At 69.3% G+C, this 25,286-nt stretch carries 20 protein-coding genes; 16 read left to right on the top strand and 4 right to left on the bottom strand.

Translation table 11 applies throughout. The features are described 5' to 3' along the window. The first annotated feature begins 109 nt into the window (after window positions 1–109). From CWS50_RS12670 to CWS50_RS12645, 6 genes are all read left to right on the top strand, one after another. Window positions 110–529: a DUF3830 family protein gene (locus CWS50_RS12670; protein WP_243118361.1), complete on the top strand. Its 420-nt coding sequence runs from the start codon at window positions 110–112 to the stop codon at window positions 527–529. Window positions 530–616: 87 nt separating this feature from the next. Then, window positions 617–1,447 carry a transketolase gene (locus CWS50_RS12665; protein ID WP_127843072.1) on the top strand — a complete coding sequence of 277 codons (831 nt, stop codon included), beginning with the start codon at window positions 617–619 and terminating at the stop codon, window positions 1,445–1,447. After that, on the top strand, window positions 1,444–2,457 hold the full coding sequence (locus CWS50_RS12660) for a transketolase family protein (protein WP_127843071.1): 1,014 nt from the start codon (window positions 1,444–1,446) through the stop codon (window positions 2,455–2,457). The genes CWS50_RS12665 and CWS50_RS12660 overlap by 4 nt, the downstream gene beginning before the upstream one ends. 151 nt (window positions 2,458–2,608) lie before the next feature. Next, entirely contained in the window at window positions 2,609–3,538 is a 930-nt protein-coding gene (locus tag CWS50_RS12655) for a sugar phosphate isomerase/epimerase family protein (protein ID WP_243118360.1), read from the top strand. 32 nt (window positions 3,539–3,570) lie between these two features. After that, window positions 3,571–5,370, top strand: a complete 1,800-nt coding sequence (gene gcl / locus CWS50_RS12650; protein ID WP_127843070.1) for a glyoxylate carboligase — start codon at window positions 3,571–3,573, stop codon at window positions 5,368–5,370. 11 nt (window positions 5,371–5,381) lie between these two features. Then, on the top strand, window positions 5,382–6,926 hold the full coding sequence (locus CWS50_RS12645; protein ID WP_127843069.1) for an NCS1 family nucleobase:cation symporter-1: 1,545 nt from the start codon (window positions 5,382–5,384) through the stop codon (window positions 6,924–6,926). 75 nt (window positions 6,927–7,001) lie between these two features. Here CWS50_RS12645 and CWS50_RS12640 read toward each other — a convergent pair whose 3' ends face one another. Beyond that, the gene (locus tag CWS50_RS12640) at window positions 7,002–7,766 is read right to left on the bottom strand and encodes a DUF4352 domain-containing protein (protein ID WP_127843068.1); all 765 of its coding nucleotides are present in this window, start codon (window positions 7,764–7,766) and stop codon (window positions 7,002–7,004) included. 361 nt (window positions 7,767–8,127) lie between these two features. Here CWS50_RS12640 and CWS50_RS13900 point away from each other — a divergent pair, with 361 nt between their 5' ends. Next, entirely contained in the window at window positions 8,128–9,840 is a 1,713-nt protein-coding gene (locus tag CWS50_RS13900; protein ID WP_279221957.1) for a sensor histidine kinase, read from the top strand. Between the two features lie 41 nt (window positions 9,841–9,881). After that, window positions 9,882–10,727, top strand: a complete 846-nt coding sequence (locus CWS50_RS12630) for a response regulator transcription factor (RefSeq protein WP_127843067.1) — start codon at window positions 9,882–9,884, stop codon at window positions 10,725–10,727. 85 nt (window positions 10,728–10,812) lie between these two features. Here the strand turns inward: CWS50_RS12630 and CWS50_RS12625 are convergent, their stop codons facing one another. Continuing rightward, window positions 10,813–11,445, bottom strand: coding sequence for an NAD(P)-dependent oxidoreductase (locus CWS50_RS12625; protein ID WP_127843066.1), 633 nt, complete (start codon window positions 11,443–11,445; stop codon window positions 10,813–10,815). Window positions 11,446–11,650: 205 nt separating this feature from the next. Between CWS50_RS12625 and CWS50_RS12620 the strand changes: the two genes are divergently transcribed. Together CWS50_RS12620 and CWS50_RS12615 are read left to right on the top strand one after the other, a co-directional pair. Further along, window positions 11,651–11,998: a winged helix-turn-helix transcriptional regulator gene (locus tag CWS50_RS12620; RefSeq protein WP_127843481.1), complete on the top strand. Its 348-nt coding sequence runs from the start codon at window positions 11,651–11,653 to the stop codon at window positions 11,996–11,998. Then, window positions 11,995–12,894, top strand: a complete 900-nt coding sequence (locus tag CWS50_RS12615) for a macro domain-containing protein (protein WP_127843065.1) — start codon at window positions 11,995–11,997, stop codon at window positions 12,892–12,894. The genes CWS50_RS12620 and CWS50_RS12615 overlap by 4 nt, the downstream gene beginning before the upstream one ends. Window positions 12,895–13,269: 375 nt before the next feature. Here the strand turns inward: CWS50_RS12615 and CWS50_RS12610 are convergent, their stop codons facing one another. Continuing rightward, window positions 13,270–16,242, bottom strand: a complete 2,973-nt coding sequence (locus CWS50_RS12610; protein WP_127843064.1) for a cation-translocating P-type ATPase — start codon at window positions 16,240–16,242, stop codon at window positions 13,270–13,272. Between the two features lie 795 nt (window positions 16,243–17,037). On the opposite strand from CWS50_RS12610, the gene CWS50_RS12605 reads away from it, so the two are divergent. The 5 genes from CWS50_RS12605 (at window position 17,038) to rplI (ending at window position 21,704) form a co-directional block, all read left to right on the top strand. Next, window positions 17,038–19,635 (top strand): transglycosylase domain-containing protein, encoded by a 2,598-nt coding sequence (locus tag CWS50_RS12605; protein WP_127843063.1) that lies wholly within the window; start codon window positions 17,038–17,040, stop codon window positions 19,633–19,635. A 330-nt stretch (window positions 19,636–19,965) separates the two neighbouring features. Further along, window positions 19,966–20,253 carry a 30S ribosomal protein S6 gene (gene rpsF / locus CWS50_RS12600; RefSeq protein ID WP_127843062.1) on the top strand — a complete coding sequence of 96 codons (288 nt, stop codon included), beginning with the start codon at window positions 19,966–19,968 and terminating at the stop codon, window positions 20,251–20,253. Window positions 20,254–20,278: 25 nt separating this feature from the next. Beyond that, window positions 20,279–20,857, top strand: coding sequence for a single-stranded DNA-binding protein (locus tag CWS50_RS12595; protein ID WP_127843061.1), 579 nt, complete (start codon window positions 20,279–20,281; stop codon window positions 20,855–20,857). A 139-nt stretch (window positions 20,858–20,996) separates the two neighbouring features. Next, complete coding sequence (rpsR, locus tag CWS50_RS12590) at window positions 20,997–21,233, top strand: 30S ribosomal protein S18 (RefSeq protein ID WP_119835410.1); 237 nt, start codon at window positions 20,997–20,999, stop codon at window positions 21,231–21,233. 15 nt (window positions 21,234–21,248) lie between these two features. After that, the gene (rplI, locus tag CWS50_RS12585) at window positions 21,249–21,704 is read left to right on the top strand and encodes a 50S ribosomal protein L9 (RefSeq protein WP_127843060.1); all 456 of its coding nucleotides are present in this window, start codon (window positions 21,249–21,251) and stop codon (window positions 21,702–21,704) included. 93 nt (window positions 21,705–21,797) lie between these two features. On the opposite strand, the gene CWS50_RS12580 is transcribed toward rplI, so the two are convergent. Then, on the bottom strand, window positions 21,798–23,255 hold the full coding sequence (locus tag CWS50_RS12580; protein ID WP_243118358.1) for an MATE family efflux transporter: 1,458 nt from the start codon (window positions 23,253–23,255) through the stop codon (window positions 21,798–21,800). A gap of 532 nt (window positions 23,256–23,787) precedes the next feature. On the opposite strand from CWS50_RS12580, the gene dnaB reads away from it, so the two are divergent. Further along, window positions 23,788–25,188, top strand: a complete 1,401-nt coding sequence (gene dnaB, locus CWS50_RS12575) for a replicative DNA helicase (protein ID WP_127843480.1) — start codon at window positions 23,788–23,790, stop codon at window positions 25,186–25,188. Window positions 25,189–25,286: the final 98 nt, after the last annotated feature.

Genomic DNA, 25,286 nt, shown 5'->3' with positions numbered 1-25,286 from the left:
CGGGGGCTGCCGTGAGCGCCAGGAGCAGCAGGAGCAACGACTAAGAACGACTAGGAAGGCCGGTCAGGAGCAGTGACCGGGAGCACTACCAGCTACGAGAAAGGCAGTCATGATGACAGGGCTTGAGATCACCGTCGGCGGCTTCAGCCTGCGTGCACGCTACGAGGAGGAGGCTGCTCCCAGGACCGTGGCGGCGCTGCGGGACAGGCTCCTGCCGTTGGAGTCCCAGATCATCCACGTGCGCTGGTCCGGGCAGGCAGGGTGGATTCCCTTCGGGGACCTGGACCTGGGGCTGGAGGCCGAGAACGGGACCTGCTACCCGCACCCGGGTGAGATCGTCATCTACCCCGGTGGCGTCTCCGAGACCGAGCTGCTCATCGCCTACGGCTACGTCAACTTCGCCTCCAAGGCGGGACAGCTGGCCGGGAACCACTTCGCCACCGTCGTCGAGGGTGGGCAGCACCTGCCGGCCCTGGGCGAGAGGCTCCTCTGGGAGGGAGCCCAGGACATCTCGTTGCGGGAGGTGTGAGCAGGACCGGGTACGAGCCCCCGGGCCCGTCACGGGACTGGGAGGACAGGACCTGGTGCACGCAGCGTCGGACCAGAGGAGAGAAGTATGCTCAACGACCAGGAGCTGGAGGAGATGCGCCGGGTGGCACGCCAGTGCCGACGCGACATCGTCCTCATGACGCACAAGGCCGGCAGCGGGCACCCGGGAGGGTCGCTGTCAGCCATCGACGTGCTGGTGGTGCTCTACCTGCGGCACATGCGCATCCGCCCCAAGGAGCCGCTGTGGCGCGAGCGGGACATGTTCTTCCTGTCCAAGGGGCACTGCACGCCCGCCTACTACGCGGCCATGGCCGCCAGGGGCCTTATCGCCCACGAGGAGCTTATGACCTTCCGGGCCATGCGCACCAGGCTCCAGGGGCACCCCTCCAACACCCACCTGCCCTGGGTCGACTCCTCCTCGGGGTCTCTGGGCCAGGGGCTCTCAGTGGCCAACGGCGCCGCCCTGGCCGCCCGCCACGACGGCGTCACGGCGCGCTACTACGTCATGCTCGGTGACGGGGAGATTCAGGAGGGGCAGGTCTGGGAGGCCGCCATGACGGCGGCGGCGCACCACCTGGACAGCGTGTGCGCCGTCCTGGACGCCAACGGGATCCAGCTGGACGGGGCCGTCGAGGGGGTCAAGTCCGTCGGGGACGTCTCCGCGAAGTGGAGGGCCTTCGGCTGGAACGTCATTGAGGTGGACGGCCACGACCTGCGTGCGGTGGACACCGCGCTGGAGACGGCCGCCCAGGCACGGGGGGTGCCCACCATCATCATTGCCCGCACAGTCAAGGGGAAGGGAGTCTCCTTCATGGAGAACACCTCGGCCTTTCATGGGAAGGCACCCAGTGACGAGGAGCTGCGCCAGGCCCTGGAGGAGCTGGAGGAGCCGGTATGACACCCGCAGGAAAGCAGACGGAGCCGCAGGACAGTACCCAGGGTGCCCTGGGCGGGCCGCAGGACCGTGCGCCCCGGAGGGAGCCTCGCGACGGGTACGCACAGGGTCTGCTGGACGTCGGCAGTCGCCACGAGGAGGTGTTTGTCCTGGATGCCGACTGCTCCAAGGCCAACTACACCAGCCGGTTCCAGGAGGCCTTCCCTGACCGGTTCCTCAACATCGGAATCGCCGAGTGCGACATCGTGGGAACCGCTGCCGGGCTCTCGCTGCTGGGCAAGGTGCCCTTCGTCAACGCCTACGCCAACTTCCTCACCGGCCGCGGCTTCGACCAGATCCGCGTGAGCGTGGCCTACTCCGGGCGCAACGTCAAGGTTGTGGGGCACAACGCGGGCACCACTGCGGCGCAGGAGGGCGCGACCCACCTGCCCCTGGAGGACGTCAGCCTCATGCGCTCCCTGCCGGAGATGACGGTGGTCTGCCCGTGCGACGCGGTCGAGACGCGCAAGGCCGTGGCTGCAGCCTACGAGCTGGACGGGCCTGTCTACCTGCGGGTCGCCAAGCTGGCGGTGGACGTGGTCACCCGGGAGGACACCCCCTTTGACATCGGCAGGGCTCTGCGCCTGCGCGAGGGCTCCGACGTCACCCTGGTCTCGACAGGCTGCATGCTCAGCGAGGTGCTCGGAGCCGCCCGCCGGCTCCACGCCCAGGGGGTCGAGGCCGAGGTCCTCCACGTCCACACCGTCAAGCCCCTGGACGCCCAGACCCTGCTCGAGTCTGTCGGGCGGACCGGGTGCGTGGTCACTGCGGAGGAGCACTCCGTGATCGGTGGCCTGGGCTCTGCCGTTGCCGAGCTGCTGGTGGAGAACCGTCCAGTCCCCATGGAGAGGGTCGGTACCCGTGACGTCTTCGGCCTGTCCGGGACCATGGACGAGCTCTTCGACTACTTCGGCCTGCGGGCCGGGGACATTGCCCAGGCGGCGCTCAGGGCGGTGGGGCGTCGCAGCGGCTGAGACCTGGCACGCCCGGTCGGGACCAGGGGTCCCAGGTCCCGGGCACGACGGGGTACCGCCACAGCCTGCTTCCCGGGCACAGCGTGGTCAGGCGGCAGGGCAGTCAGGAAGACAGAAAAGAAACAGGGAAAGAGAAACGGAAAAGAGGTGCATGATCGTGAAGGAGTCGCTGCACGACTACATGAAGGTCGGGATCGTCCACTTCATGGCCTACCCCTTCGCCGCGGGCGGGGACCAGCCCGTAGCCGCCTCCGTCGCCGAGGTCGTCGAGGACGACTTCTTTGAGGAGATCGAGATCACCCGCATCAATGACCGGGAGGAGCGCGACGCCGTCACGGGGCTGCTGCGCACCTCCGGCGTGGACGTCGGGTTCGGCGCCCAGCCCTGGCTCCTCAAGGGCGGCTACGACCTCAACTCCTTTGACGAGGACCGGCGCGCCCAGGCCGTGGCGGCCATGAAGGCAGCCGTGGACCAGGCCTACGAGGTGGGGGCGCGCAAGATCGGGTTCCTCTCCGGACCCAGGCCGCCGCAGCGCCGCGACGAGGCCCTGGCGCTGCTGGTCGACTCCGTCGTCCAGGTCGGCCGCTACGCCAGGTCCCAGGGGGACGGGGGGCTGGTGCTGTCCCTGGAGACCTTTGACGACTCCACAGACAAACGCGCCCTGGTGGGTACTAACCGGCTGGCCTGCGAGGTCGCCTCCGAGGTGCGCAAGGCTGTCCCGGACTTCGGCCTCATGGTGGACCTCTCCCACCTGCCGATGCAGGGGGAGACACCGCGCCAGGCCCTGTCCGCCACTCGGGACTTCATCAACCACGCCCACATCGGCACCTGCGTCATCCGCGACCTGGACGACCCTGCCTACGGGGACCTGCACCCCTACTTCAGCCACCCCAAGGGCGAGAGCGGTGTCCCCGAGGTGCGGGAGTTCCTGCGCTGCCTGCTGGACATCGGCTACCTGCGCGAGGACGCCGCTGAGCGCGCTGTCGTCGCCTTCGAGGTTCAGCCCCTGGGCGCGCAGCGCTCGCGCGCCGTGGTCGCTGACGCCAAGCGGGTGCTGCGCGAGGCCTGGCGCACGCTGTGAGCAGTGCCGTGAACAGATAAGGAGCGGAAGACATGACACGAATGCGAGCAGTGGACGCTATCGCCCTCATCCTGGCCAAGGAGGGAGCCACCCAGGCCTTCGGGGTTCCAGGCGCTGCCATCAACCCGCTGTACTCGGCCATGAGGGCGCACGGGGGCATCCGCCACGTCCTGGCCCGCCATGTGGAGGCCGCCTCCCACATGGCCGAGGGATTCTCCCGTGTGGGGGGAGGCCGTATCGGGGTGTGCATCGGCACCTCCGGTCCCGGGGGGACCGACATGGTCACCGGGATGTACTCCGCGTCGGCGGACTCCGTACCCATCCTGTGCCTGACCGGCCAGGCTGCCGTCCCCATGCTGCACAACGAGGAGTTCCAGGCCGTCGACATCGCTGCGGTGGCCGCGCCGGTCACCAAGATGGCTGTCACCGTCCTGGAGGCCGCCCAGGTTCCTGGGATCATGGCCAAGGCTTTCCAGCTCATGCGCTCTGGCCGTCCGGGTCCCGTCCTTGTCGACCTGCCCCTTGACGTTCAGGTCACCGTGATCGAGTTCGACATCGACGCCTACCAGCCGCTTCCAGTGGAGCGTCCCGCCATGTCCGCCTACCAGGCAGAGCGGGTCCTCGACATGCTCGACACCTCCAGGCACCCGCTGCTTGTCTGCGGCGGCGGGGTGATCAGCGCCGAGGCCGCCGACGACATGGTTGCCCTGGCGGAGTACCTGGGTGTTCCGGTGGTCTCCACCCTCATGGGGTGGGGAGCCGTCCCTGACGACCACCGGCTGGCCCAGGGCCTGGTAGGTATCCAGACCTCCCAGCGCTACGCCAACGCGACCTTCCTGGAGTCCGACCTGGTCATCGGGATCGGCAACCGCTGGGCGAGCCGCCACACCGGGGACCTGGAGACCTACCGGGGCCAGCGCCGGTTCGTCCACGTGGACATCGAGCCCACGCAGGTCGGGCGGGTCTTCCCGCCCGACCTCTGGTCCGTCAGCGACGCGGGCACCGCCCTGCGCACCCTGCTCCAGGCAGCCCGTCAACGCTACTCTGCCCCGCTGGAGCGCTACGGACCCTGGGTGCAGGAGTGCCAGGAGCGCAAGCGCACCCTGCTGCGCAGGACCCACTTTGACGAGGTGCCCATGAAGCCCCAGCGGGTCTATGAGGAGATGTGCCGGGCCTTCGGGCCCGAGACCCGCTACGTCACCACGATCGGCCTGTCCCAGATTGCCGCGGCCCAGATGCTGCACGTCTACCGCCCCCGGCACTGGGTCAACGCCAGCCAGGCGTCACCGCTGGGGTGGACGCTTCCGGCGGCGATCGGTGCCTGCGTGGCGGACCCGGCCACCCCGGTGGTGGCCCTGTCCGGGGACTACGACTTCCAGTTCCACATCGAGGAGCTGGCGGTGGCCGCCCAGTTCCAGATCCCCTACGTGCACGTGGTGGTCAACAACGCCTACCTGGGCCTCATCCGGCAGGCGCAGCGCGCCTTCGACATGGACTACCAGGTGCAGCTGTCCTTCGCCAACATCAACGCCCCCCAGACCCAGGGCTACGGGGTGGACCACGTGGGTGTGGCAGAGGCGCTGGGGTGCCGGGCCGTGCGGGCGCACACGCCTGAGGAGCTGGCGCAGGCGCTGTCCACCGCGCGCCAGACCGCGCTGCGCGACCAGGTTCCGGTGGTGGTTGAGGCGGTGCTGGAGCGTGTCACCAACATCTCGATGGGGACCTCGCTGGACGCCGTCAACGAGTTCGAGCCGCTGGCGCACGACCCTGCCGCTGACGCCCCCCTGGCCGTGGCACTGGGTGCGACGGCGGGTGCGGTGCCCCAGGCCTGAGGAGAACGACCATGAAAGCCGTGGAGATCGACCGCGACGAGCTGCGTCGCGGTGACACGGACGGGCGGCTGTTCAACGACGACCTGGCCCCGGCGGTGGCGCAGGAGCGCACCTGGGGCGGTTACGCCCTGTTCTCCCTGTGGATGAACGACGCGCACAACGCCTCGAACTACACCTTCGCAGCCGCCCTGTTCATCGGGACGGGGGCGCTGATGGGAATGACGCCGCTGGCGATCGTCATCGGCGTGCTCCTCGCCACGCTGATCATCTTCGCGGCGTGCTGCGTCTCCGGGCTCATGGGCTATGAGACCGGAGCCCCCTACCCGGTGATATCCCGGGTGACCTGGGGCGTGTGGGGCGCGAACTTCCCGGCCGTGATCCGTGGGATCGTGGCGATCGCCTGGTACGGGATCCAGACCTACCTGGCCTCGATATCCCTGGAGCTGCTGATGATACGGGTGCTGCCCGTCATGGGGGACCTGGACACCCCTGTCCTGGGGCTGCGTGCCTCAGGGTGGGTGGCCTTCCTCATCCTGTCCGCCGTCCAGCTGGTCATCGTGTGGCGGGGCATGGACGCCGTGCGTCACTTCCAGGGGCTGGCCGGACCGGTCATCTGGGTCATCATGATCGGCCTGGGTGCTTGGATGCTGTGGCAGGCGGGGTGGGAGTTCGACTGGACGGTCAACGCCGACGGGCACACGCCCGACCTTGGCCACCAGGTGTACCAGGTCATGGTCACCGTGGGACTGACGGTGGGGACCCTGGCCACCTTGATGCTGAACTTCTCTGACTTCGCCCGCTACGCGCCCAGCGCCCGCTCCATGGTGCTGGGCAACGTGCTGGGGCTGCCTCTGAACTGGACCGCCTTCGCCATGACCTCGGTGCTGTGCTCGGCCGCGGCCATCAAGGTCTACGGCGAGGCGTTCCACGACCCGGGCGACCTGCTGTCGCGTATCGACAACGACCTGGTGTTCTACGTGGTGAGCCTGGGATTCATCGTGGCCACCATCGGCGTCAACATCGTCGCCAACTTTGTCTCGGCGGCCTTCGACCTGTCCAACGTGAACCCGCGCAGGCTGTCGTTCCGCATGGGTGGGATCGTCGCCGTCGTCGCCTCGGTGGCCGTCACCCCGTGGAACCTGTACGGAAGCCCTGTGGCCATCACCTACTTCCTGGGGTCGCTGGGTGCCCTGCTGGGGCCGTTCTTCGGGATCCTGGTCATCGACTACTTCTACTACAAGCGCTCCCGGGTGGACCTGCGTGACCTGTACTCCCCGGCCCGCAGCGGGCGGTACTACTACCAGTGCGGGATCAACCTGAACGCGCTGGTGGCGTTCGTCCCCGCAGCGGTGGTGGCGCTGTGCATCGCGCTGCTGCCACTGCGCCTGTGCCAGGTGCTGGCCCCCTTCTCCTGGTTCATTGCCGCGCCCCTGGGTGCCCTGTGCTACTGGGTGGTCATGAGGGTGCGCGGCCAGGTGCCCGGTTCCCACGTCGGCACTGACTCTGGTCCTGGCGCCGAGACCGGTCCCGCCCCGGCCTCACAGCCTGTGGGCTGAGCGCCCAGCCGTCAGCCACGGTACTCCTGGTGGTACTGGCTGACGGCCGGGCCGACGCCGCCGCGCGCGGCCTGCTCAGAGCTCGTTGACCCAGGCGGCGCGGTCGGTGAACAGGGTCAGGACCGGGTCGTAGATGACCACGTACTGCCCGCCTGCGGAGATATCGACGTCGAAGCACACGTCACCGCTGACGCTCCCCTGCGGGACCAGGGTGCTGGAGGTCAGGTGGGTGTCTGTCCCGCTGAAGCCCGGGTCGGTGATGGCGCCCTCAGGGTTCAAGAGCGTGAAGTCGAATGCGTTGACGTCCACCGGGTCCGTGGAGCCGTTGACGACGGTGACCGTGGTGCAGGCCGTCGGCCCGAGGGTGGCGTCCCCGGCGGTCACCGGTGTGGTGGTGACGCTCACGTCCTTGCTTGTCAGGGTGTCGCCCGTGCGACCGACGATGTCGTCGTCGGCCATGCCGGGGAAGGTGAGACCGGACGGCGGCTGACTGTCCTCGGACTGGCTGTCCTCGGCAGGAGCCTGCGCGGTGTCGGCGCTGTCCCCAGGGCCTGCGGCGGCCTGGTCCGTCTCGGCTGCGTCGGCTGCTGCGCCGGGTGCCGTGGTCGCGCCTGTGGAGGACCCCTCACCCCCACCGAGGGCGGAGGCCAGGGCGGACACGAGGACGAGGGCGCCCAGGCCGGTGAGGATCTTGTGCCTGGCGAACCACGAGCGCCTGGGTCCAGAGGGCACAGGAGCGCCGGGCACGGGGACGGGAGGCACCTGTCCCCCAGGTCCGGGATAGGGGGCGGAGGGCTGAGGCGGTGTGGGCTGAGGCGGTGTGCCAGGTGTGGTGGTCATGGTCGGGTCCTTCCTGTCAGGATCTGTGCCAGGTCTGCGTCAGGTCTGCTCCAGCAGGGGCGCGCCCGGGACCGGTGAGGGCCTTGCTGTCTGGCGGCAGGCTGCCCGGGGCGGTGGCGTCCAGCGCTGGCTGATGACAGGGTCAAGGCTGCGCCACAGGGGCGTGCGGCCACATCGACCGATCGGTCTGAGCAGGCTGTCTGTTCGGACAGGGCTTCTGGGTGCCCACGCCTGCCGCCGCAGTCAGCCTGAGTCAGCCTTGTGGGCAGCCCCGTGCGGGTCGTCCTGCCGACAGGTCCGTGGCCAGGTGGCTGCCTCATCGGTGGAGGTCGGCGGCCGGTGCAGGCTCTACAGTGTCCGCATGACCTCACCCGGCTTCATCCCCGGGCACGGCGCCTACCCCCTCCAGGGGAGTGCACCTGCCTACCCGGCCCGGGCGGGTGTGCCTGCCTACCCGGTCCCGGCAGCCCCGCCTGCCTCCCCTGTCCCTGGTGCCTCTGCGACTGTCCCTGGTGCCTCTGCGACGGCCCCGCCCTGTGCGGCTGCCCCTGGTACGGGTGCGCTGGCAGGGTCTCCCTACCCCGTCTACCACCTCCCTGCCCCGGCCCCCCGGCCTCGGCTCGCAGCCGTCGTGGGCAGGGTGGTGCGGGAGACCGGGCTGCTCCTCCTGTGCTTGTTCGCCAGCCTGGTAAGCCTGGGATCCATCATGTCCCACGAGGAGGTGCTCACTGGCCGCCCGATGCGGGCACTGCCCGGCCTGGGGCTCGTAGGCCTCGCCCTGGTGCTCCTGGTGGCCTTGTTCGCGCGTCACAGGTGGCCCGTCGCCGTCACCGTGGTCTCCTCCGTCGCTGGCCTGCTCACCGGGCTGGACACGACGGTAGGGCTGGTCGCCATGACCACCGTCGTACGGCGGGCCGGCTCCGTGCGCGACCCGGCTCCCTGGGTGGTCGGCCTCGTGCTGGGTGCCGGGACCTGGCGGGCCATCGGTCGCGACGCGGTGCAGGCAGTCACCGGCAACTCCGTGGTGGGGATCTTTGCCTTTGACCAGAGCAACGGTGTGGGAACCCTCCACGGGAGCACCGCCCCCGCCCTGACCCTGCTCGTCATGGCCCTGCCCGTGGTCACCGGGCTGTTGCTGCGCGCCCGCGACGGCGAGCGGAGTGCCCGCCAGCGCGCCCAAGCCGCCGCTGCCGCCTCCGCCCAGGCCGCGCGCACCGCCCAGGAGCAGGCCAGGGTCTCCACCCACCTGGCTGAGCGCGTGGACCTGCAGGAGGAGCGGGAGCGCGTGGCCCGGGAGGTGCACGACGGGCTGGGGCACCGCCTGTCCCTGCTCGCCCTGCACGCCGCAGTCCTTGAGGCCGCAGCCCAGCCCGGTGAGCCGCAGGAGGAGGCCGACGGCCAGGCGGGGGCGGAGGGCGGCCCAGGAGGGGCGGGTGGCTCGCAGGAGGCGGACATCCTGGCCCGGGCCGTGGGTCCGGACCAGGACGTGCCCACGGACCACGCGCGGGAGGCGGCCCGACTGGTCCGTGAGGAGGCGGAGACCGCTATGCGGGACCTGCGCTCGCTCCTGACGGTGCTGCGTGAGCCTGTGGGCGCTGCCGAGCCTGCGCCGCGCCTGGCGGACCTGGCTGGCATGGTGGACGACGTCCTGGCTGCCCGGCAGCCTGTCACCTCCTCGATCTTCCTTGACCGCGCTGACCAGGCCGACGACGTCTTGTCCCGGGCCGTCTACCGGATCGTGCAGGAGTGCCTGACCAACGCCCGCAGGCACGCCCCGGGGCGCACCGTGAGGCTGCGGGTGGAGGGAGGGCCGACCACTGGCATTGACATCACCTGCTCCAACCCGGTGGACGTCGGGGCGCAGGCAGTCGGTGAGGCTGCAGGTGAGGTCGCAGGGGAGGCTGAGGCTGTGGGCGGGGCACGGGGAACGGATGCAGGTGCAGGCAGCGGGACGGGGCTGCGCGGGATGGCCAAGCGTGCCGAGATCTGTGGGGGCACCTTCCAGGCCGGTCTGGACGGCCAGGGCAGCTTTGTGGTGCGCAGCCACCTGCCGTGGTGGCCCGCCCCGACGTGAGAATGGGAGCGGGCTGCCTTGCTGGTACGTAGACTGGGCAGGTGCACACAACGGAGCCCGGTGCGACCACCTCGGGGCCTGTCCGGGTCATCGTCGTTGACGACGACCCGCTGACCCGGTCGGCCATCCTGCCTCTCCTGCGCCCCCGGGAGGAGTTTGAGGTCGTGGCGCAGGCCGACGACGGTCAGGAGGCGGTCCAGGTCGTCGCCCACCACCCCGCAGACGTGGTGCTCATGGACCTGGGGATGCCGGTCATGGACGGTATCGAGGCCACCCGGCGCATCTGCGCGGCCGCAGGCCACCCCCACGTGGTCGCCCTGACCACGTGGGACGTGGACGACGCGGTGGTGCGTGCCATCGAGGCCGGGGCCGAGGGCTACCTGCTCAAGGTCTCTGCCCCCAAGGAACTGGTGCCCGGCCTGCGACGGGTCGTGGCTGGAGACAGCCCCCTGTCGCCCGGGGCCATGCGCACGCTCCTGGCGCACGTGCGCTCCCGGGGGCAGGCGGTGGCTCCGGGCGGGGTAGGCAGGGCCGCTGCCGGGCCCGGGAGCCTGGCGGAGGCCGGGAGCCCCTGCGCCGGGCTGCCTGGTAGCGGATTGCCTGGCGGGCAGGCGGGTGCCGGGGCGCCCCGCACTCGGCTGTCGTGGTCTGAGGGGACCGTGCCGTCCGGTGGGGGCGGGGGCAGGCTGACTGACCGGGAGCGTGAGGTGGTCCAGGCGGCTGCGGAGGGCCTGACCACCGAGCAGATCGCGGCCCGGCTCTACGTCTCCGCCTCCACGGTCAAGACCCACCTGCGCAGCGCCCAGGAGCGGATGGGCGCCAGCAACCGTGTCCAGCTCGCCGTCCTGGCGGAGCGGGCCGGGCTGCTGGGGCAGGTCCTCGGGTAGCCACCGGGGCTGGCAGGCCGCCTGCCGAGGTGGGTGGGGGCGGGTGAGCGGTCTCCCGGCCCGGCTGCCGGGAGCCGTCCGCGCCTCAGCCCTGTGAGGCCACCGTCCAGCGGATGCTGCGGTGGGCGTCGGACTCGGCCTCGTCCACCAGTGCCACGGCCATGTCCTCTGCGGAGACCCGGGGGCCGGCGGGGCTGTCTGTGGCCTGGGTGTAGGTCCCGGTGCGCCGCCCCGGCTCGATCGTCGGGGCCGGGGCCACGACGGACCAGGCAAAGGCGGTACCCGCGCCCCGGTAGAGCTCCAGGACCTGGGCGTAGGCGTTGGCCTCAGGGTAGATCTCCGCCGGGAAGCCGGGCGTGTCCTTGATGAGCCGGCCCGAGCCGGGCTCAGTCTCCAGCGCCCCCGCGCCGCCCACCACGACCAGCCGTCCCACCGGCTCGGCGGTCAGGGACTCCACCAGGGCCCGGTGCTCGTCGATCGTGGGCTGGACCGGCCCGCCAGTGCGGTCGGGTGAGGTCGTGATGATGACGACGTCGTTGTCAGCCAGCAGGCGGCGCACGACCTCAACGTCGGACAGCCGGGTGACGACGTTGGCCGCTGCGCCCTCGGCGGGCCTGCCCGAGCGGGTGGCGCTGGTGACCTCGTGGCCGCGAGAGGCCGCCTCGGCGACAGTGCGTGACCCGATCATGCCGGTTCCGCCGATGACTGCGATCTTCATGGTTCCCTCCTGAGGCCGTGGTGGCTGTCCTGCTCCCGCTCCTGCTGTGGGGCAGGTGCCGTGATGGTATGTTCCAGATACTAGATACCTCAAGGAAACTAAGGGAAGGTCCGAGGTTGTTGTGACTGATGTCGCGTATCCCACTGTCGCGGGTCGTCCAGATGACCTGCACGGCCCGCGCAGCCCGCTTGTTGACTATGACGTCATGTCGCCCCAGTGCCCCTCGCGGACGGTTCTGCGCCACGTCGTGGACCGCTGGTCGCCCCTGGTGGTCGTGGCCCTGCACGACGGCCCCCTGCGCTTCACTGACCTGCGCCGTCGTGTCGGTGGGGTGACCCCCAAGGTCCTCACCCAGACGCTGCGCTCCATGGAGCGCGACGGCCTGCTGGAACGCACCGCGACCGGTGGTGTGCCGCCACGCGTGGACTACGAGCTGACCCTTCTGGGGGCCACACTGTGCGGGCCGATGACGACACTGCGGACCTGGGCGCAGGACCACGCCGGCCAGGTCCTGGCCGCCCGGGAGGCCTACGACGCGGCGGGTGCGTCATGAGCGGGGCCACCGGGCAGCACGTCGGGGACTACGGGACGCTCCTGGCCCAGGCGCTGGCCTGGGCCGTTGACGACGCCAGGCGCTACCTCGCCCGCTCCGGGCTCAGACGGCTCACCCCCACCGGGCAGGTCGAGGCTGACCGTCGGCTGCTGGACGCACTGCTGACCCTGCGCGAGCCCGGTCCTGTGCCGCCGCAGGCCGCTGACGCCATCGATGCCCTCCTGGCGGCCGAGACCCGGGACAGGGGCGTGGTTGACGTCGCCACCCTGCCGCGCGTGGCCAGCAGCGGGCCACTGTCCGCAGTGGCCCTGTGGCAGGGTGACATCACGCGTCTGCGTGCGGGCGCCGTCGTCAACGCCGCCAACAGCGCCCTGCTGGGCTGCCGGGTCCCCGGTCACGCCTGCATCGACAACGCCATCCACGCCGCCGCCGGGCCGTGGCTGCGCAATGCCTGCGCCGAGCACGTAGGCGCCCAGGGGGCGCCTGAGCCCACCGGTACCGCCGTCCTCACCCCCGGCTTCAGCCTGCCCGCCCAGGCTGTTGTCCACACGGTTGGCCCGGTCGTCTCCGGCGGTGAGCCCACGGAGGAGGACGCCCGCCTGCTGGCCTCCTGCTACCGCTCCTGCCTGGAGGCAACCTGGAGTGCCGGGCTGGGCAGCATCGCCCTGTGCTCGGTGTCCACCGGGGCCTTCGGGTATCCGGTCGAGCTGGCCGCCAGGGTGGCGCTGCGTGAGATCCTCGACTGGCTGGGCGAGCACGAGGACGGCGGAGAAGCGGCGGAGGCCGGTGGTCACGCGGTGGGGGGCGGTCAAGGCATGCTCGTCGTCATCGACACCTTCTCCCAGCACGACACCCAGGTGTACCAGGTGCTCCTGGAGGAGCACCAGGGCCGGTAGCGGGGTGGTCCTGCAGGTTCTGACATCCGTCACCCCCTGATGCACATCTTCAGCCCGAAGTCGCTCCGTGCGTCCGTCGGGATGGGACCGGGCTACCCCGGACTCATGCGCCACAAGCGGGTGAGGCAAGATGGGTGCCGACAGGTGTTGAGTCCAAGATGTGCAACGTGGTTGTCGTTGCACATCTTGGACTTCAGCACAGGGTTGTGCCCTTGCGGACGCCGACCACGTCTTCTCGGGAGTCTAGCGGAACAGAGCGGGTGAAGGCGTGTCCGAGATGCCCCGGGCGGACAGGAGCACTGGGCCTACCAGGTGAAGATGTGCAGCAAAGGGGAGATGAGGTTCTGCCAGCCCGTCCCAACGGGGGCACGCCATTCAGGCCCCTCGGGCTGCGACCCTTGCCACCACCTTGCGCAGCTCGTCGGCCCACAGCACCAGGGAGGCCATGGCCACCACGACCGCCCAGTGGGTCAGGTCCAGGGGCCGGGTGGAGAAGGCTGCCTGGAGCAGGGGCACCTCCACCACGGCTACCTGGAGCGCCACGGCCAGGAGGACAGAGCCCCACAGCCACTTGTTGACGAACAGGTGGCTGAAGGCGCTCACCCGCTCCGAGCGGGAGTTCACGGTGTTGAACAGCTGGGCCAGCACGAGCGTGGTGAAGGCTGCCGTGCGGGCCGTGTCCAGGTCGTCGGTGGACAGGCTGGTCTCGATGAGGCCCCCGGGCAGGAAAAGGTCCAGGGTTGCCAGGGCGGCTACAGCCATGACCGCTCCCACCAGCAGCACCCCGCCCCACATGGCGCCGTCTACCACGCGGTCGTCAGGCCTGCGCGGCGGGCGCCCCATAACGTCCTCGACGCTGGGGTCCACTCCCATGGCCAGGGCCGGCCCCGAGTCGGTGACCAGGTTGATCCACAGGATCTGGGTGGCCAGCAGAGGCAGCACCACGTCAGTCCCCGCGCCCTCGGACAGTCCGATGGCCCCCGCCAGCACCACGCCACCGAAGACGGTGAGCACCTCCCCCATGTTGGAGGACAGCAGGAAGCGCAGAAACTTCTTGATGTTGTCGAAGATGCGCCGCCCCTCGCGCACTGCGTCCACGATGGTGGCGAAGTTGTCGTCGGCCAGCACCATGGCGGCGGCCTCCTTGGTTACCTGGGTGCCGGTGATCCCCATGGCCACACCGATGTCGGCGGCTCGCAGGGCGGGGGCGTCGTTGACGCCGTCACCGGTCATAGACACCGTGTGGCCCTGGGACCGCAGTGCGTGGACGATCCGCATCTTGTGCTCGGGTGCCACCCGGGCGTAGACATTGGCCTTGGCGACGGCGACGTCCAGCGCGCCCTCGTCCATCGTGCTCAGCTCGCGGCCGGTCACCACCCGTGCCCCACGCTCGGCGATGCCCAGGTCAGCGGCGATGCGCCCTGCGGTGGCCGGGTGGTCCCCGGTGATCATGAGGACGCGCACCCCGGCGCGGTGGGCCTCGGCGACGGCGGTGGCCGCCTCGGGACGGGGCGGGTCGATGATGCCAACGACGCCGGCCATGACCAGGTTGTGCTCCAGGTCGGAGAGGTCAGACGGTTCTGCCGGGACATCTGCCGGGACAGTGGCCTGTACGGAGAGGCCGTCCGTGGAGCCTGGGGTCTGTGGGGAGCCCGGGGTACCAGCCACAGCGGTGCCGCCTGCTCCCGCCCCGCCGGTGACATTGGCGACACGCGTCGCCTCCTCCTCGGTGAGCACCCGGTAGGCCACGCCCAGAGTGCGCAGGGCCCGGCCGGACATGTCCGTGACGTGCCCGGTGAGGCGACTGGCCTGCTTCTCGTCCAGGACGATGGCCTTCCCGTCCACGCGGACCTGTGCGCAGCGTTCCAGGAGTACGTCGGGCGCCCCCTTGGACACGATGATGGTGCCGTGCCTGGCGTCGGTGTACAGCACGGACATCATCTTGCGCTCGGAGGTGAAGGGGATCTCGCCCACGCGGGTAAAACGCTCCTGGCGGCTCCCGTCGGTGCCGAGCTTCCTCTCCGCCACGAGGAAGGCCCCCTCCGTGGGGTCGCCCACCACGGACCACACGTCCTCGGTCACGCTCAGCTGGGCGTCGGAGGCCATCGCCCCGCCGGAGAGCACCACCGTGACCTCGTCGGCCAGTGCCCCTGCCAGGGGCTCAGGGTCGGGGCGGCCGTCACGGTCGACGTCGGGGGCTACCTGGCCGGTGGGGGCGTAGCCGGTTCCGGTGACCACAGCGGTTCCCGAGGCGGTGACCACCTCCTGGACGGTCATCTGCGAGCGGGTGAGTGTGCCGGTCTTGTCCGAGCAGATGACGGAGGCTGACCCGAGGGTCTCCACGCTGGTGAGCTTCTTGACCACGGCGCGGTGCAGGGCCAGGCGCTGGACCCCCAGCGCCAGGACCACCGACAGGATCGCGGGCAGGCCCTCAGGCACTGCGGCCACCGCCAGGGACACGCCCAGCAGCAGGGCCTGGATGACGGTCTCGGCGCTGCGGTCACTGGCCAGAGCCAGGAGGGTGCCCACCACGACGACGGCGATGATGACGACGATGACCCCCAGCATCCTGGAGATCTGCTGGATCTCCTTCTGCAGCGGGGTTGGCTTCTCCTCCACGGACTCCAGCATCTGGGCGATGGCACCCATCTGTGTGTCTGCCCCGGTGGCCACGACGACGGCCCGGCCGGTGCCCTGGGCGACGGCGGTGCCTCGGTAGACCATGCAGGTGCGGTCGGCCAGACCCGTGTCGGGGCCGACGGGGTCTGGTGACTTGGTGACAGCCTCGGCCTCGCCGGTCAGGGAGGACTCCACCACGCGCAAGGTGGCTGTCTCCACCAGGCGGGCGTCGGCCCCTACCTGGTCCCCCTCGGCCAGGAGCAGGACGTCCCCGACAACGAGCTCGGAGGAGGGCACGACGAGGCGTGCCCCGTCGCGCAGGACGGTCGAGGTGGCCCGAGTCATCTCTGACAGGGCGGCGACGGCGTCAGCGGCCTTGCTCTCTTGGACGAGGCCGATCACGGCGTTGAGGGTGACCACGGCCAGGATGACCACTGAGTCGACGGGGACTCCGTGGGACCCCTCCAGCACCCAGGCGGCGGCGGAGATGACCACGGCTGCCAGCAGCAGGTGGATGAGCGGGTCGTTGAGCTGGGACAGGAGGCGTCTCCATGCGGGTACGGCAGGCTCGGACGGTAGGTCGTTGAGGCCGTTGGCGGCCAGGCGCCGGGATGCCTCGGCGGCGGTCAGCCCCGTGCTGGTCTCCGTGCCCAGGTCTGAGGCCACCGAGGAGGCGGGGCGGGTGAAGGGCGCGGGGTGCCCGGTGTCCTGGGAGGTCGTGGAGGTCATGGGTCAGCATCCCAGCAGGAGCAGTTTCTCCTGGCAAGCCTGACACCTGGAGAGGAGGTAAGAGAGGAGTCACAGGGGCTGCCGATGGTGGTGCAGAGTGCCTGGGAGCGTACCTGAGAGCGGGGTACGGCCAGAAGAGCGCCAGTGCGTTTGGGTTGTCGGTTCCCGTGGGCGACCATCGCACATGCCGTCCACGGGAACCGACGTCTCGGGCGCCCGCACAGAAGACTATCGTGGAGCAGATAGGTCTTTTGTCATGAGTCTTCTGGTCTGGGCAGGCCTTTTGTCATCAGTCGAGTCCTGGTCCTGTCGTCAGTCGCGGCCGACCTGTCGGTGTGTCCGAGTGCGTCCGTGCCCCGCACCGCTGCACCGGTGAGACCGGCAGGACCGCTCAGACTGCCGGTGTGTACTTGGTCGCGTAGAGACCGGGGCTGACGGGGGTGCTGGGTCCAGGCCCGCGCGGCCGGGTGCGGCCTCGGGCTGGCCTGGACGTGTGCGGCCGGTAGGGCTGGAGTGGCAGGCCCTGGCACGGCGGGACGGTCTGGTGCCGCCCCGGAGCCTGCCCCCTGGGCGCGTCTCCTCACCTTCTGGGAGCAGCCAGGCCCGTGTCGGACCGAGGCGGTGGGGCGGGGCAAACCTCACAGCGCGAGTAAGGGGCAAGGCTACTATCCTCGTGTGAACGGACTCCGTGCAGGAGGTCCGTCGCGCAGGCGTCGCCTGCCGTCTGCTGGTACCGGCAGGTGCTGAGGCGGTGCCAGTCGAGACCGACCGCAACGGTTGGTGTCAACCGATGTCATGGCCGTCAACCGAAGCGAGGAGCGCGTGGCAGACAACATGAACCCGGGTGGCTCTCGTCCTAGCGGCAAGAAACTTGCTCAGGTGGCGAGCGCTGAGCGCGAGGGGAGTGACTCCTCTGGGGCATCCACTCGCACGTTTCCCCGTCTTCCCTGGGCCCGCAGGTCCGCAGACCGGGCGCACCGGGGGTCAGACACGGCTGTGTCGGCTGCGGCGGACAGCGCCGGGGCTGCAGGGAGCGCAGGAGCCAAGGCACGACGTCGTTTCCTCAACTACCCGCGCGCCGGAAGGGGACCGGTACGGCGCTGGCTTCCGAGCTGGCGCTTTGTCCTGGGGAGCTTCCTCTTCATGGTCCTGGCCGTGGTCGGTACTTTTGCCTACGCCTATGCCACCATCAGGGTCCCTGAGCCCAACGAGTTCGCCCTGGCGCAGGCCACGACCGTCTACTACTCCGACGGGACCACCGCGATGGGCAAGTTTGCCGAGCACAACCGGAAGGTGGTGGACGCCGACTCCCTGCCGGACTACATGGGCAACGCCGTGGTGGCCTCTGAGGACCGCTCCTTCTACTCCAACAGCGGTGTGGACCCCCGAGGCATCGCCCGGGCACTGTGGAACAACCTCCGCGGGGGTGAGACCCAGGGTGCGTCCACGTTGACGCAGCAGTACGTCAAGAACTACTACGTCGACACCACCAGCTCCTACTTCGGCAAGTTCCAGCAAGCCATTATGGCCATCAAGATCGACCAGCAGCAGTCGAAGGAGGAGATCCTGGGCGCCTACCTCAACACCGTCTACTACGGGCGAGGCGCCTACGGCATTGAGACTGCGGCCCAGGCCTTCTTCGACAAGTCTGCGGTGGACCTGACCGTCTCGGAGTCGGCCCTGCTGGCCGGCGTCCTGCCCTCTCCCACCTCCTGGGACCCTGCGGTGAACCCGGACCAGGCTGAGGCGCGGTGGGAACGGGTCATGGACTACATGCTTGAGGACGGCTACATCACCCAGGAGGAGTATGACTCCGCAGCCTTCCCGGAGACGATCACGCCGAGCACGGAGCAGGTCTACGCCGGTACCAACGGCTACCTGCTGCAGATGGTACGTACCGAGCTCCAGGAGAAGGCTGGCCTGAGCGAGGAGGAGATCGACACCGGTGGCTTCCAGATTGTCACCACGATCGACAAGACCGACCAGGACGCGGCTGTCGCCTCTGCCCAGGGTCTGCCGGAGGGGCACTCGGAGAACCTGCACGTGGCCCTGGTCTCCGTCGACGCCTCGACCGGGGGGATCCTCTCCCTCTACGGAGGGGACGACTACCTGACCAACCAGGTCAATACCGCGACTGACGCCATGGCCCAGGCTGGGTCCACCTACAAGCCCTTTGCGCTGGTGGCGGCGCTGGAAAACGGGGCGACGCTGGCGAACGGGTACATGGGCGACTCGCCCATGACCATTGCGGGCCACCAGTTCCAGAACTACCAGAACGCCTCCTATGGCTGGTCAGACCTGGTGAAGTCCACTGCGCACTCGATCAACACCCCCTACCTCCAGCTCAACCAGGACGTGGGACCCGAGCTGACCAACGAGGCAGCCGTCCGTGCCGGCTACCCGGAGGACACCCAGGGGATGAACGACTACATCCAGAACGTGCTGGGCTCGGCCTCCCCGCACACGATCGACATCGCCGGGGCCTACTCCACCTTTGCCGCTCAGGGGGTCAAGCGCGACACCCACATCGTGGGCACTGTGAAGAACTCGGAGGGCGCAGTCGCCTACGCGGCCCCCACAGAGGGGTCCCAGGAGTTTGAGGAAGGGGTCATGGCGGACGCGGACTACGCCCTCCAGCAGGTGGTCAACGAGGGGAGCGCGACCAAGGCACTCGCTCTGGGGCGTCCTATCGCCGCCAAGACCGGCTCCTCCTCGGACAACAAGTCCGCCCAGTTCGTCGGCTTCACCCCACAAGTGGTGACGGCGGTGACTCTCTACCAGTCGGGTGAGGGCGGGACGGAGGAGTCGATCACTCCCTGGGGCGAGTACACCGAGATCACCGGCTCCACCTACCCGGCGGACATCTTTGTCGACTACATGTCGGTGGCGCTGGAGGACGTCCCTGTCGAGGCCTTCCCCGAGCGCACGGCTGGCTCTTACACCCGCGGCGCAATCCATGGAGAGGCGGGCGAGGTTGCCGAGGACTACCAGCCCTCCACCGACTCCGGGCCCCAGGAGCAGGCGCCTGCCACCGAGGCACCTGTTGAGGAGGCTCCTGTGCAGGAGCCGACGACCGAGGAGGCCCCTGCCACCGAGGAGGCCCCTGCCACCGAGGCACCTGCTCAGCCGACGGCTGAGCAGGAGGAGCCGGGCAACCCTGGTGGGGATGCTGACCAGGATGACCTTGGTGGTGACTCCCAGGGCCAGCAGAACAACCAGGGCCAGCAGAACAACCAGGGCCAGCAGAACAACCAGGGCCAGCAGAACAACCAGAACCAGCAGAACAACCAGAACCAGCAGAACAACCAGGGCCAGCAGAACAACCAGAACCAGAACCAGCAGAACAACCAGGGCCAGAACCAGCAGGGCGACCAGGGCGCGGAAGGCGGCTGAGCCCTGCCCCCTCCCTGAGGGAGATGCTCTCTCCCCTACCTGCACATCCTCACGGCCTGCACCGGCCTGCTCCTGCCGGGGCGTGTGTCCTGGTTGCGGGTCGCCGGGCCGGGCCGTGGCGACGTGTGACACGGCACGTCAGACCAGCCTGCCGGGTCTTCTTGGCCCCGCCTGGTCTCCGGTAGTCTGGACCACTGGCTGCGCCGGTCTGCGTCAGAGTTCCTGTACGGTCCTGTACCAGGTCTCCTGTCGCGCGGTGCGCCGTACGCATCACCCTCCTGTCACGGAAGGACCGTGACCGCTGAAGACCAGAGGAGGTGGGTACCAAGCATGCGTCACTACGAGATCATGATCATCCTCGACCCTGCCACGGATGAGCGCACTGTCGGCTCCGCGCTGGAGAAGATGCTGCAGGTTGTCCCCAGCAGCGGGGGCACCGTGGACAAGGTCGACATCTGGGGCAAGCGCCGCCTGGCCTATGAGATCAACAAGAAGTCCGAGGGCATCTACGCCGTTGTGGACATGACGGTGACCCCTGAGACCGCTCGGGAGCTCGACCGCCAGCTCGGCCTCAACGAGACTGTCCTGCGTACCAAGCTGCTGCGCCCCGAGGCCTGAGCCTCTACCGGGAACGGAGAAACCTATGGCTGGAGACACTGTCATCACCGTCGTGGGAAACCTGACGGCGGACCCCGAGATGCGCTTCACCCCGTCCGGGGCTGCGGTCGCGTCGTTCACCGTGGCCTCCACGCCGCGCACCTTTGACCGCCAGGCCCAGGAGTGGCGTGACGGGGAGACCCTGTTCATGCGCTGCTCCATCTGGAGGGACGCTGCGGAGAACGTGGCGGAGTCCTTGACCAAGGGCACCCGTGTCATCGTCCAGGGGCGCTTGGTCCAGCGGTCCTTCACCACCCGTGAGGGGGAGAACCGCACCGTGGTAGAGATGCAGGTCGATGAGATCGGCCCCTCGCTGCGGTACGCCAAGGCCCAGGTCACCCGCAACCCGCGTGGCGGCCAGGGGGGAGGCCAGGGTGGCTTCGGCGGCCAGGGAGGTCCCCAGGGCGGTTTTGGTGGTCAACCGCAGGGTGGTTTTGGCGGCCAGGGAGGGCAGCAGGGCGGCTTTGGCGGCCAACCCAGCTACAACGCCCCGGCTGGCGGCGCCCCCGACGACCCCTGGGCCACGGGTGGCTCCACCTCATTCGGGGACGAGCCCCCGTTCTGACCGGCGTGCGCGCCCAGCGCGGTGCTGTCCCCCGGGACGGCACCGCTGGCACCGTTGACACCACTGAGGCCCTGCCGTTCCCCCACTCACCTGAATCATCTCGTGGAGCGCCCAGGCGCTCAGACCAAGGAGTACCACTATGGCGAAGCCCCAACTTCGCAAGCCCAAGAAGAAGGTCAGTCCGGTCAAGACCGTCAAGGTCGGCAGGATCGACTACAAGGACACGGCGACCCTGCGCAAGTTCATCTCCGACCGGGGCAAGATCCGTGCCCGCCGTGTCACGGGTGTCTCTGTCCAGGACCAGCGCAAGATCGCCAAGGCTGTGAAGAACGCCCGGGAGATGGCGCTGCTTCCCTACTCGAGCTCGGCTCGCTGACAGGAGGGTGCTGAGATGACAACCAAGCTGATTCTCACCCATGACGTCGCCAACCTGGGCGCCGCAGGTGAGGTCGTGGAGGTCAAGGACGGGTACGCCCGTAACTATCTGGTGCCCCGCAAGCTGGCCACGCCCTGGACCAAGGGTGCCCAGCGCCAGATCGACCAGATGAACGAGGCGCGTCGGCGTCGGGCCATCCACTCCCTCGACCAGGCCCACGCAGCTCGCGACTGGCTCAACGGGAACGTCGTGACCGTGACGGCCAGGGCCGGTGCCGGTGGACGCCTCTTTGGCGCGGTGACCACGGCTACGCTGGCCGAGGCGGTCAAGGAGGCGGGCGGTCCCGCTCTTGACCGTCGCAAGATCGACATGACTCCTCCGATCAAGTCCACCGGTCGCCACAGCGGCTCGGTTCGGCTGCACGCCGACGTCGTCGCCCGTCTTGAGGTCAATGTCGTCGCAGCCCGCTGACCGGCAGGTGACTGCCTAGCCAGGACCTCTTGCGTCTGCCGGACCCGCTTCCCGCCTGTGTGCAACGGGTGAGAAGCGGGTCCGGTGCCTGTGCTACCTGCGCCAGGCGGTCCCGCGTGCGCGCAGGCCGGTGGTGACTGCCCTGGCACCCATGAACACCCAGGCGAAGGCCAGCCATAGCCACAGCAGGCCAGGTGCTGGCACACCACCGCCGAGGTCGCCAGCGGGCCAGGTACGACTGACCAGGACCGCCAGGGGCACGTAGGGCACCAGGGTCATCAGGCCAGCGCGGGCGAGGTAGCCGCCGTCCCCTGCACCCATGAGGACGCCGTCGAACAGGTAGACGGCCCCGGCCAGAGGCATAGCGGAGGCGGCGACCAGGAGACTTGGTGTTGCCGTGAGGACCACGGCAGGCTCCGAGGTGAACAGGCGGGGAAGCCAGGGGCTGGACACGGCGACAGCCGTGCCGATACCACTTCCGGTCACCACCCCCCATGCCAGTGTCCGGCGCAGGACGTCATCCACCTGCCAGCTTGGCTCCTTCCGGCTGGTCTCTCCCCGCTGCCCGTGCTGCGGGTCGGTCGGGGACCGAGTACCGGGTTCTGGGCCGGGGTCTCTGGCCGGAGCAGGCTGGGAGGCTCGTGAGGCCTCTGCCCGCCCCAGGGAGGTGCCCACCAGCGCCTGGGCGGCGATCGCCAGGGCGTCCAGTGCGAAGGCGGCGAGGTTCCACACGGCGGTCACCACCTGGTGGGCGGCCAGTGCAGTGGGTCCCTGTGCCGTCGCGGCCCACACGGTGACCAGGATGGCGGTGCGCAGGCTGAGGGTGCGGACCAGGAGCGGCAGCCCGTTGCCCAGCGAGGCGCGGAGTCCTGCGCGCCGAGGTACTGCGGGCACACCCCGGGCATGGGCCTCCCCGATCAGGGGCCGCACCAGCGCCAGGGCCATCAGGGTCTGGGCCAGCGCTGTTCCTGCGCCGGAGCCGACGATGCCCAGGTCCAGGCCGTAGACCAGGGCGGCGTTGAGGACGACGTTGAGCAGGGCTCCCGCTGTTGCCACGACAAAGGGCGTGCGGGTGTCCAGCAGTCCTCGCAGCGTGCCGGTAGCCGCCAGGACCACCAGCATGCCTGGCAGACCGGGGGCGGAGGCCCACAGGTAGGAACGGGCCGCCTGAGCCACCTGCGCCCGGGCTCCCATCGCCTCGACGAGCCATGGGGCGACGGCAGCCAGGGCTACCGCGCCCGCCACGCCCAGGACCAGGCCGAGCCAGATGCCGTCAAGCCCGGCCCGCAGGCCGTCGGCCTGGCGCCCCGCTCCCAGGAGCCTGGCTGTGGTGGCTGTCGTGGCGTAGGCGAGAAACACGAACAGGCCCACGGTGGTCGTGAGCACTGTCGAGGCCAGGGACAGCCCTGCCAGGCTGGTGGTCCCCAGGTGGCCCACCATGGCCGAGTCGATGAGGACGAAGAGTGGCTCGGCGACGAGCGCCCCCAGCGCGGGTACTGCCAGGGACAGGATGCGACGGTTCAGGCCGGGGGCGGTGGGAGCGGCGTGCACCGCGTCATTGTGTCCTACTGCGTGTCCCACTGCGGTGGTGGTGGACAGCAGCGCTCATAAGTGGAGGTGAGCTTGGGGAAAACTGTTGACAATCTGGTGGTCAGAGGCTCCCCGGGGCTGCGGACCTCAACCTCGACGTGACCTTTGTCCACAGGGATTCCCACCTTTCCACAGACTCACATTGTGATCCGGTGGGAAGTTCCTATGGGTGTCCTGTACTGACTTTTGCCTGCTATGTCAAGGGTTTAGTGGTCGTGTTCCGGGGATCACCACGTCTGGTCCACATGACTGTCCCCATGATGTCAGCGTGGTGTCCCCAAGCCTGTGGGTGGAGTCCACAACCTAGTGGGTGTTCTCCCCAGGATGTTCAACCTGAGGGTTTGCGAGCGCGGTCCGTTGGCGCTAAGGTCTCGCGCGCGCGAGGCTCGGCGGTGCTGGCAGCATCCCGTGCCGGGTGGCGCCGGGTCGTGTCTGGGAGCGGGTTCACGCAGGGGGCGTAGGAAGGCGGGTTCGGATGGACGGAACGGACGGGATGGAGGCTGTCCCCTCCCGGGGGGCGCGGGGGGACCGGGGGGACTCTGCCTTCGACCGGCTCCCTCCTCAGGACCTTGACGCGGAGATGGCCACGCTGGGTGGGATGCTGCTGAGTAAGGAGGCCATCACCGACGTCATTGAGGTGCTGCGCGGCCCCGAGTTCTACCGCTCGGCCCACGAGCTGGTCTTCGACGCGATCGTCGAGATCTACAACCGGTCCGAGCCTGCCGACCCGCTCATCGTTGCCGACGAGCTGGCCAAGCGGGGCGAGCTGGAGCGTGTCGGCGGCGCCTCCTACCTGGCCTCGCTCATGGCCACAGTCCCTACCGCCGCCAACGCCGCCTACTACGCGCGCATTGTCAAGGAGAAGTTCCTCATGCGCGGCCTGGTCCAGGCAGGGACCCGCATCACCCAGCTCGGCTACTCCACCGACGCCGGCGACATCGACGAGCTGGTGACCCTGGCCGAGGCGGAGGTCTACGCCGTCGCGCACAACGAGGGGGAGCGGGAGGACTACGTCCCGGTGGCGGACCTCCTGGGGGAGGCCAACCTGGAGATCGAGGCCGCCCAGAACCGTGACAACGGGGTGCTCACCGGGGTGCCGACCGGGTTCCTGGAACTTGACGAGCTGACCGGGGGCCTCCATCCGGGCCAGATGGTCATCGTCGCCGCGCGCCCAGCCATGGGCAAGTCCACCCTGGCCGTTGACTTCTGCCGCTCCGCCTCCATCCACCACGGCATCACCAGCTGCTACTTCTCCCTGGAGATGGGGCGCATGGAGCTCATGATGCGCATCCTGGCCGCCGAGTCCGGGGTGGACATGAACAAGCTGCGTGGCTCGCGCCAGATGGAGGACCGCGACTGGACTGACGTCGCCGTGGCCTACAACCCGGTCTCCAACGCGCCGCTGTTCATCGATGACTCCCCCAACCTCACCATGCCCCAGATACGCTCCAAGGCCCTGCGGATGCGTCAGCAGCACAACCTGGGCGTCATGGTGGTCGACTACCTCCAGCTCATGAGCTCGGGCAAGCGGGTGGAGTCGCGCCAGCAGGAGGTCTCAGAGTTCTCCCGCTCACTGAAGCTCCTGGCCAAGGAGTTGGAGATCCCCGTGATCGCCGTGGCCCAGCTCAACCGTGGTCCCGAGCAGCGCACCGGCAACAAACCGCAGATGTCTGACCTGCGGGAGTCGGGGTCCCTGGAGCAGGACGCCGACATCATCATGCTGCTGCACCGGCCCGAGTACTACAACCAGGAGGAGCGGCCCGGAGAGGCGGACATTATCGTTGCCAAGCACCGCAACGGGCAGACTCGTTCCATCCCGGTGGCCTTCCAGGGGCACCTGTCGAGGTTCGCCAACATGGCCCGCGACATCACCCCCGAGCCCGCCTACGTGTGAGGGCGGCAGGCCTGTAGGCCCTGCGCGGGACAGACTCCAGCCCGAGCCCGCCTACGTGTGAGGGCGGCTGAGTGAGGCCTGTCGTGGGTCCAGGTGGG

The organism is Actinomyces wuliandei (assembly GCF_004010955.1).
Classification (GTDB): domain Bacteria; phylum Actinomycetota; class Actinomycetes; order Actinomycetales; family Actinomycetaceae; genus Actinomyces; species Actinomyces wuliandei.
This window is presented reverse-complemented; position numbering and strand designations above follow the sequence as displayed.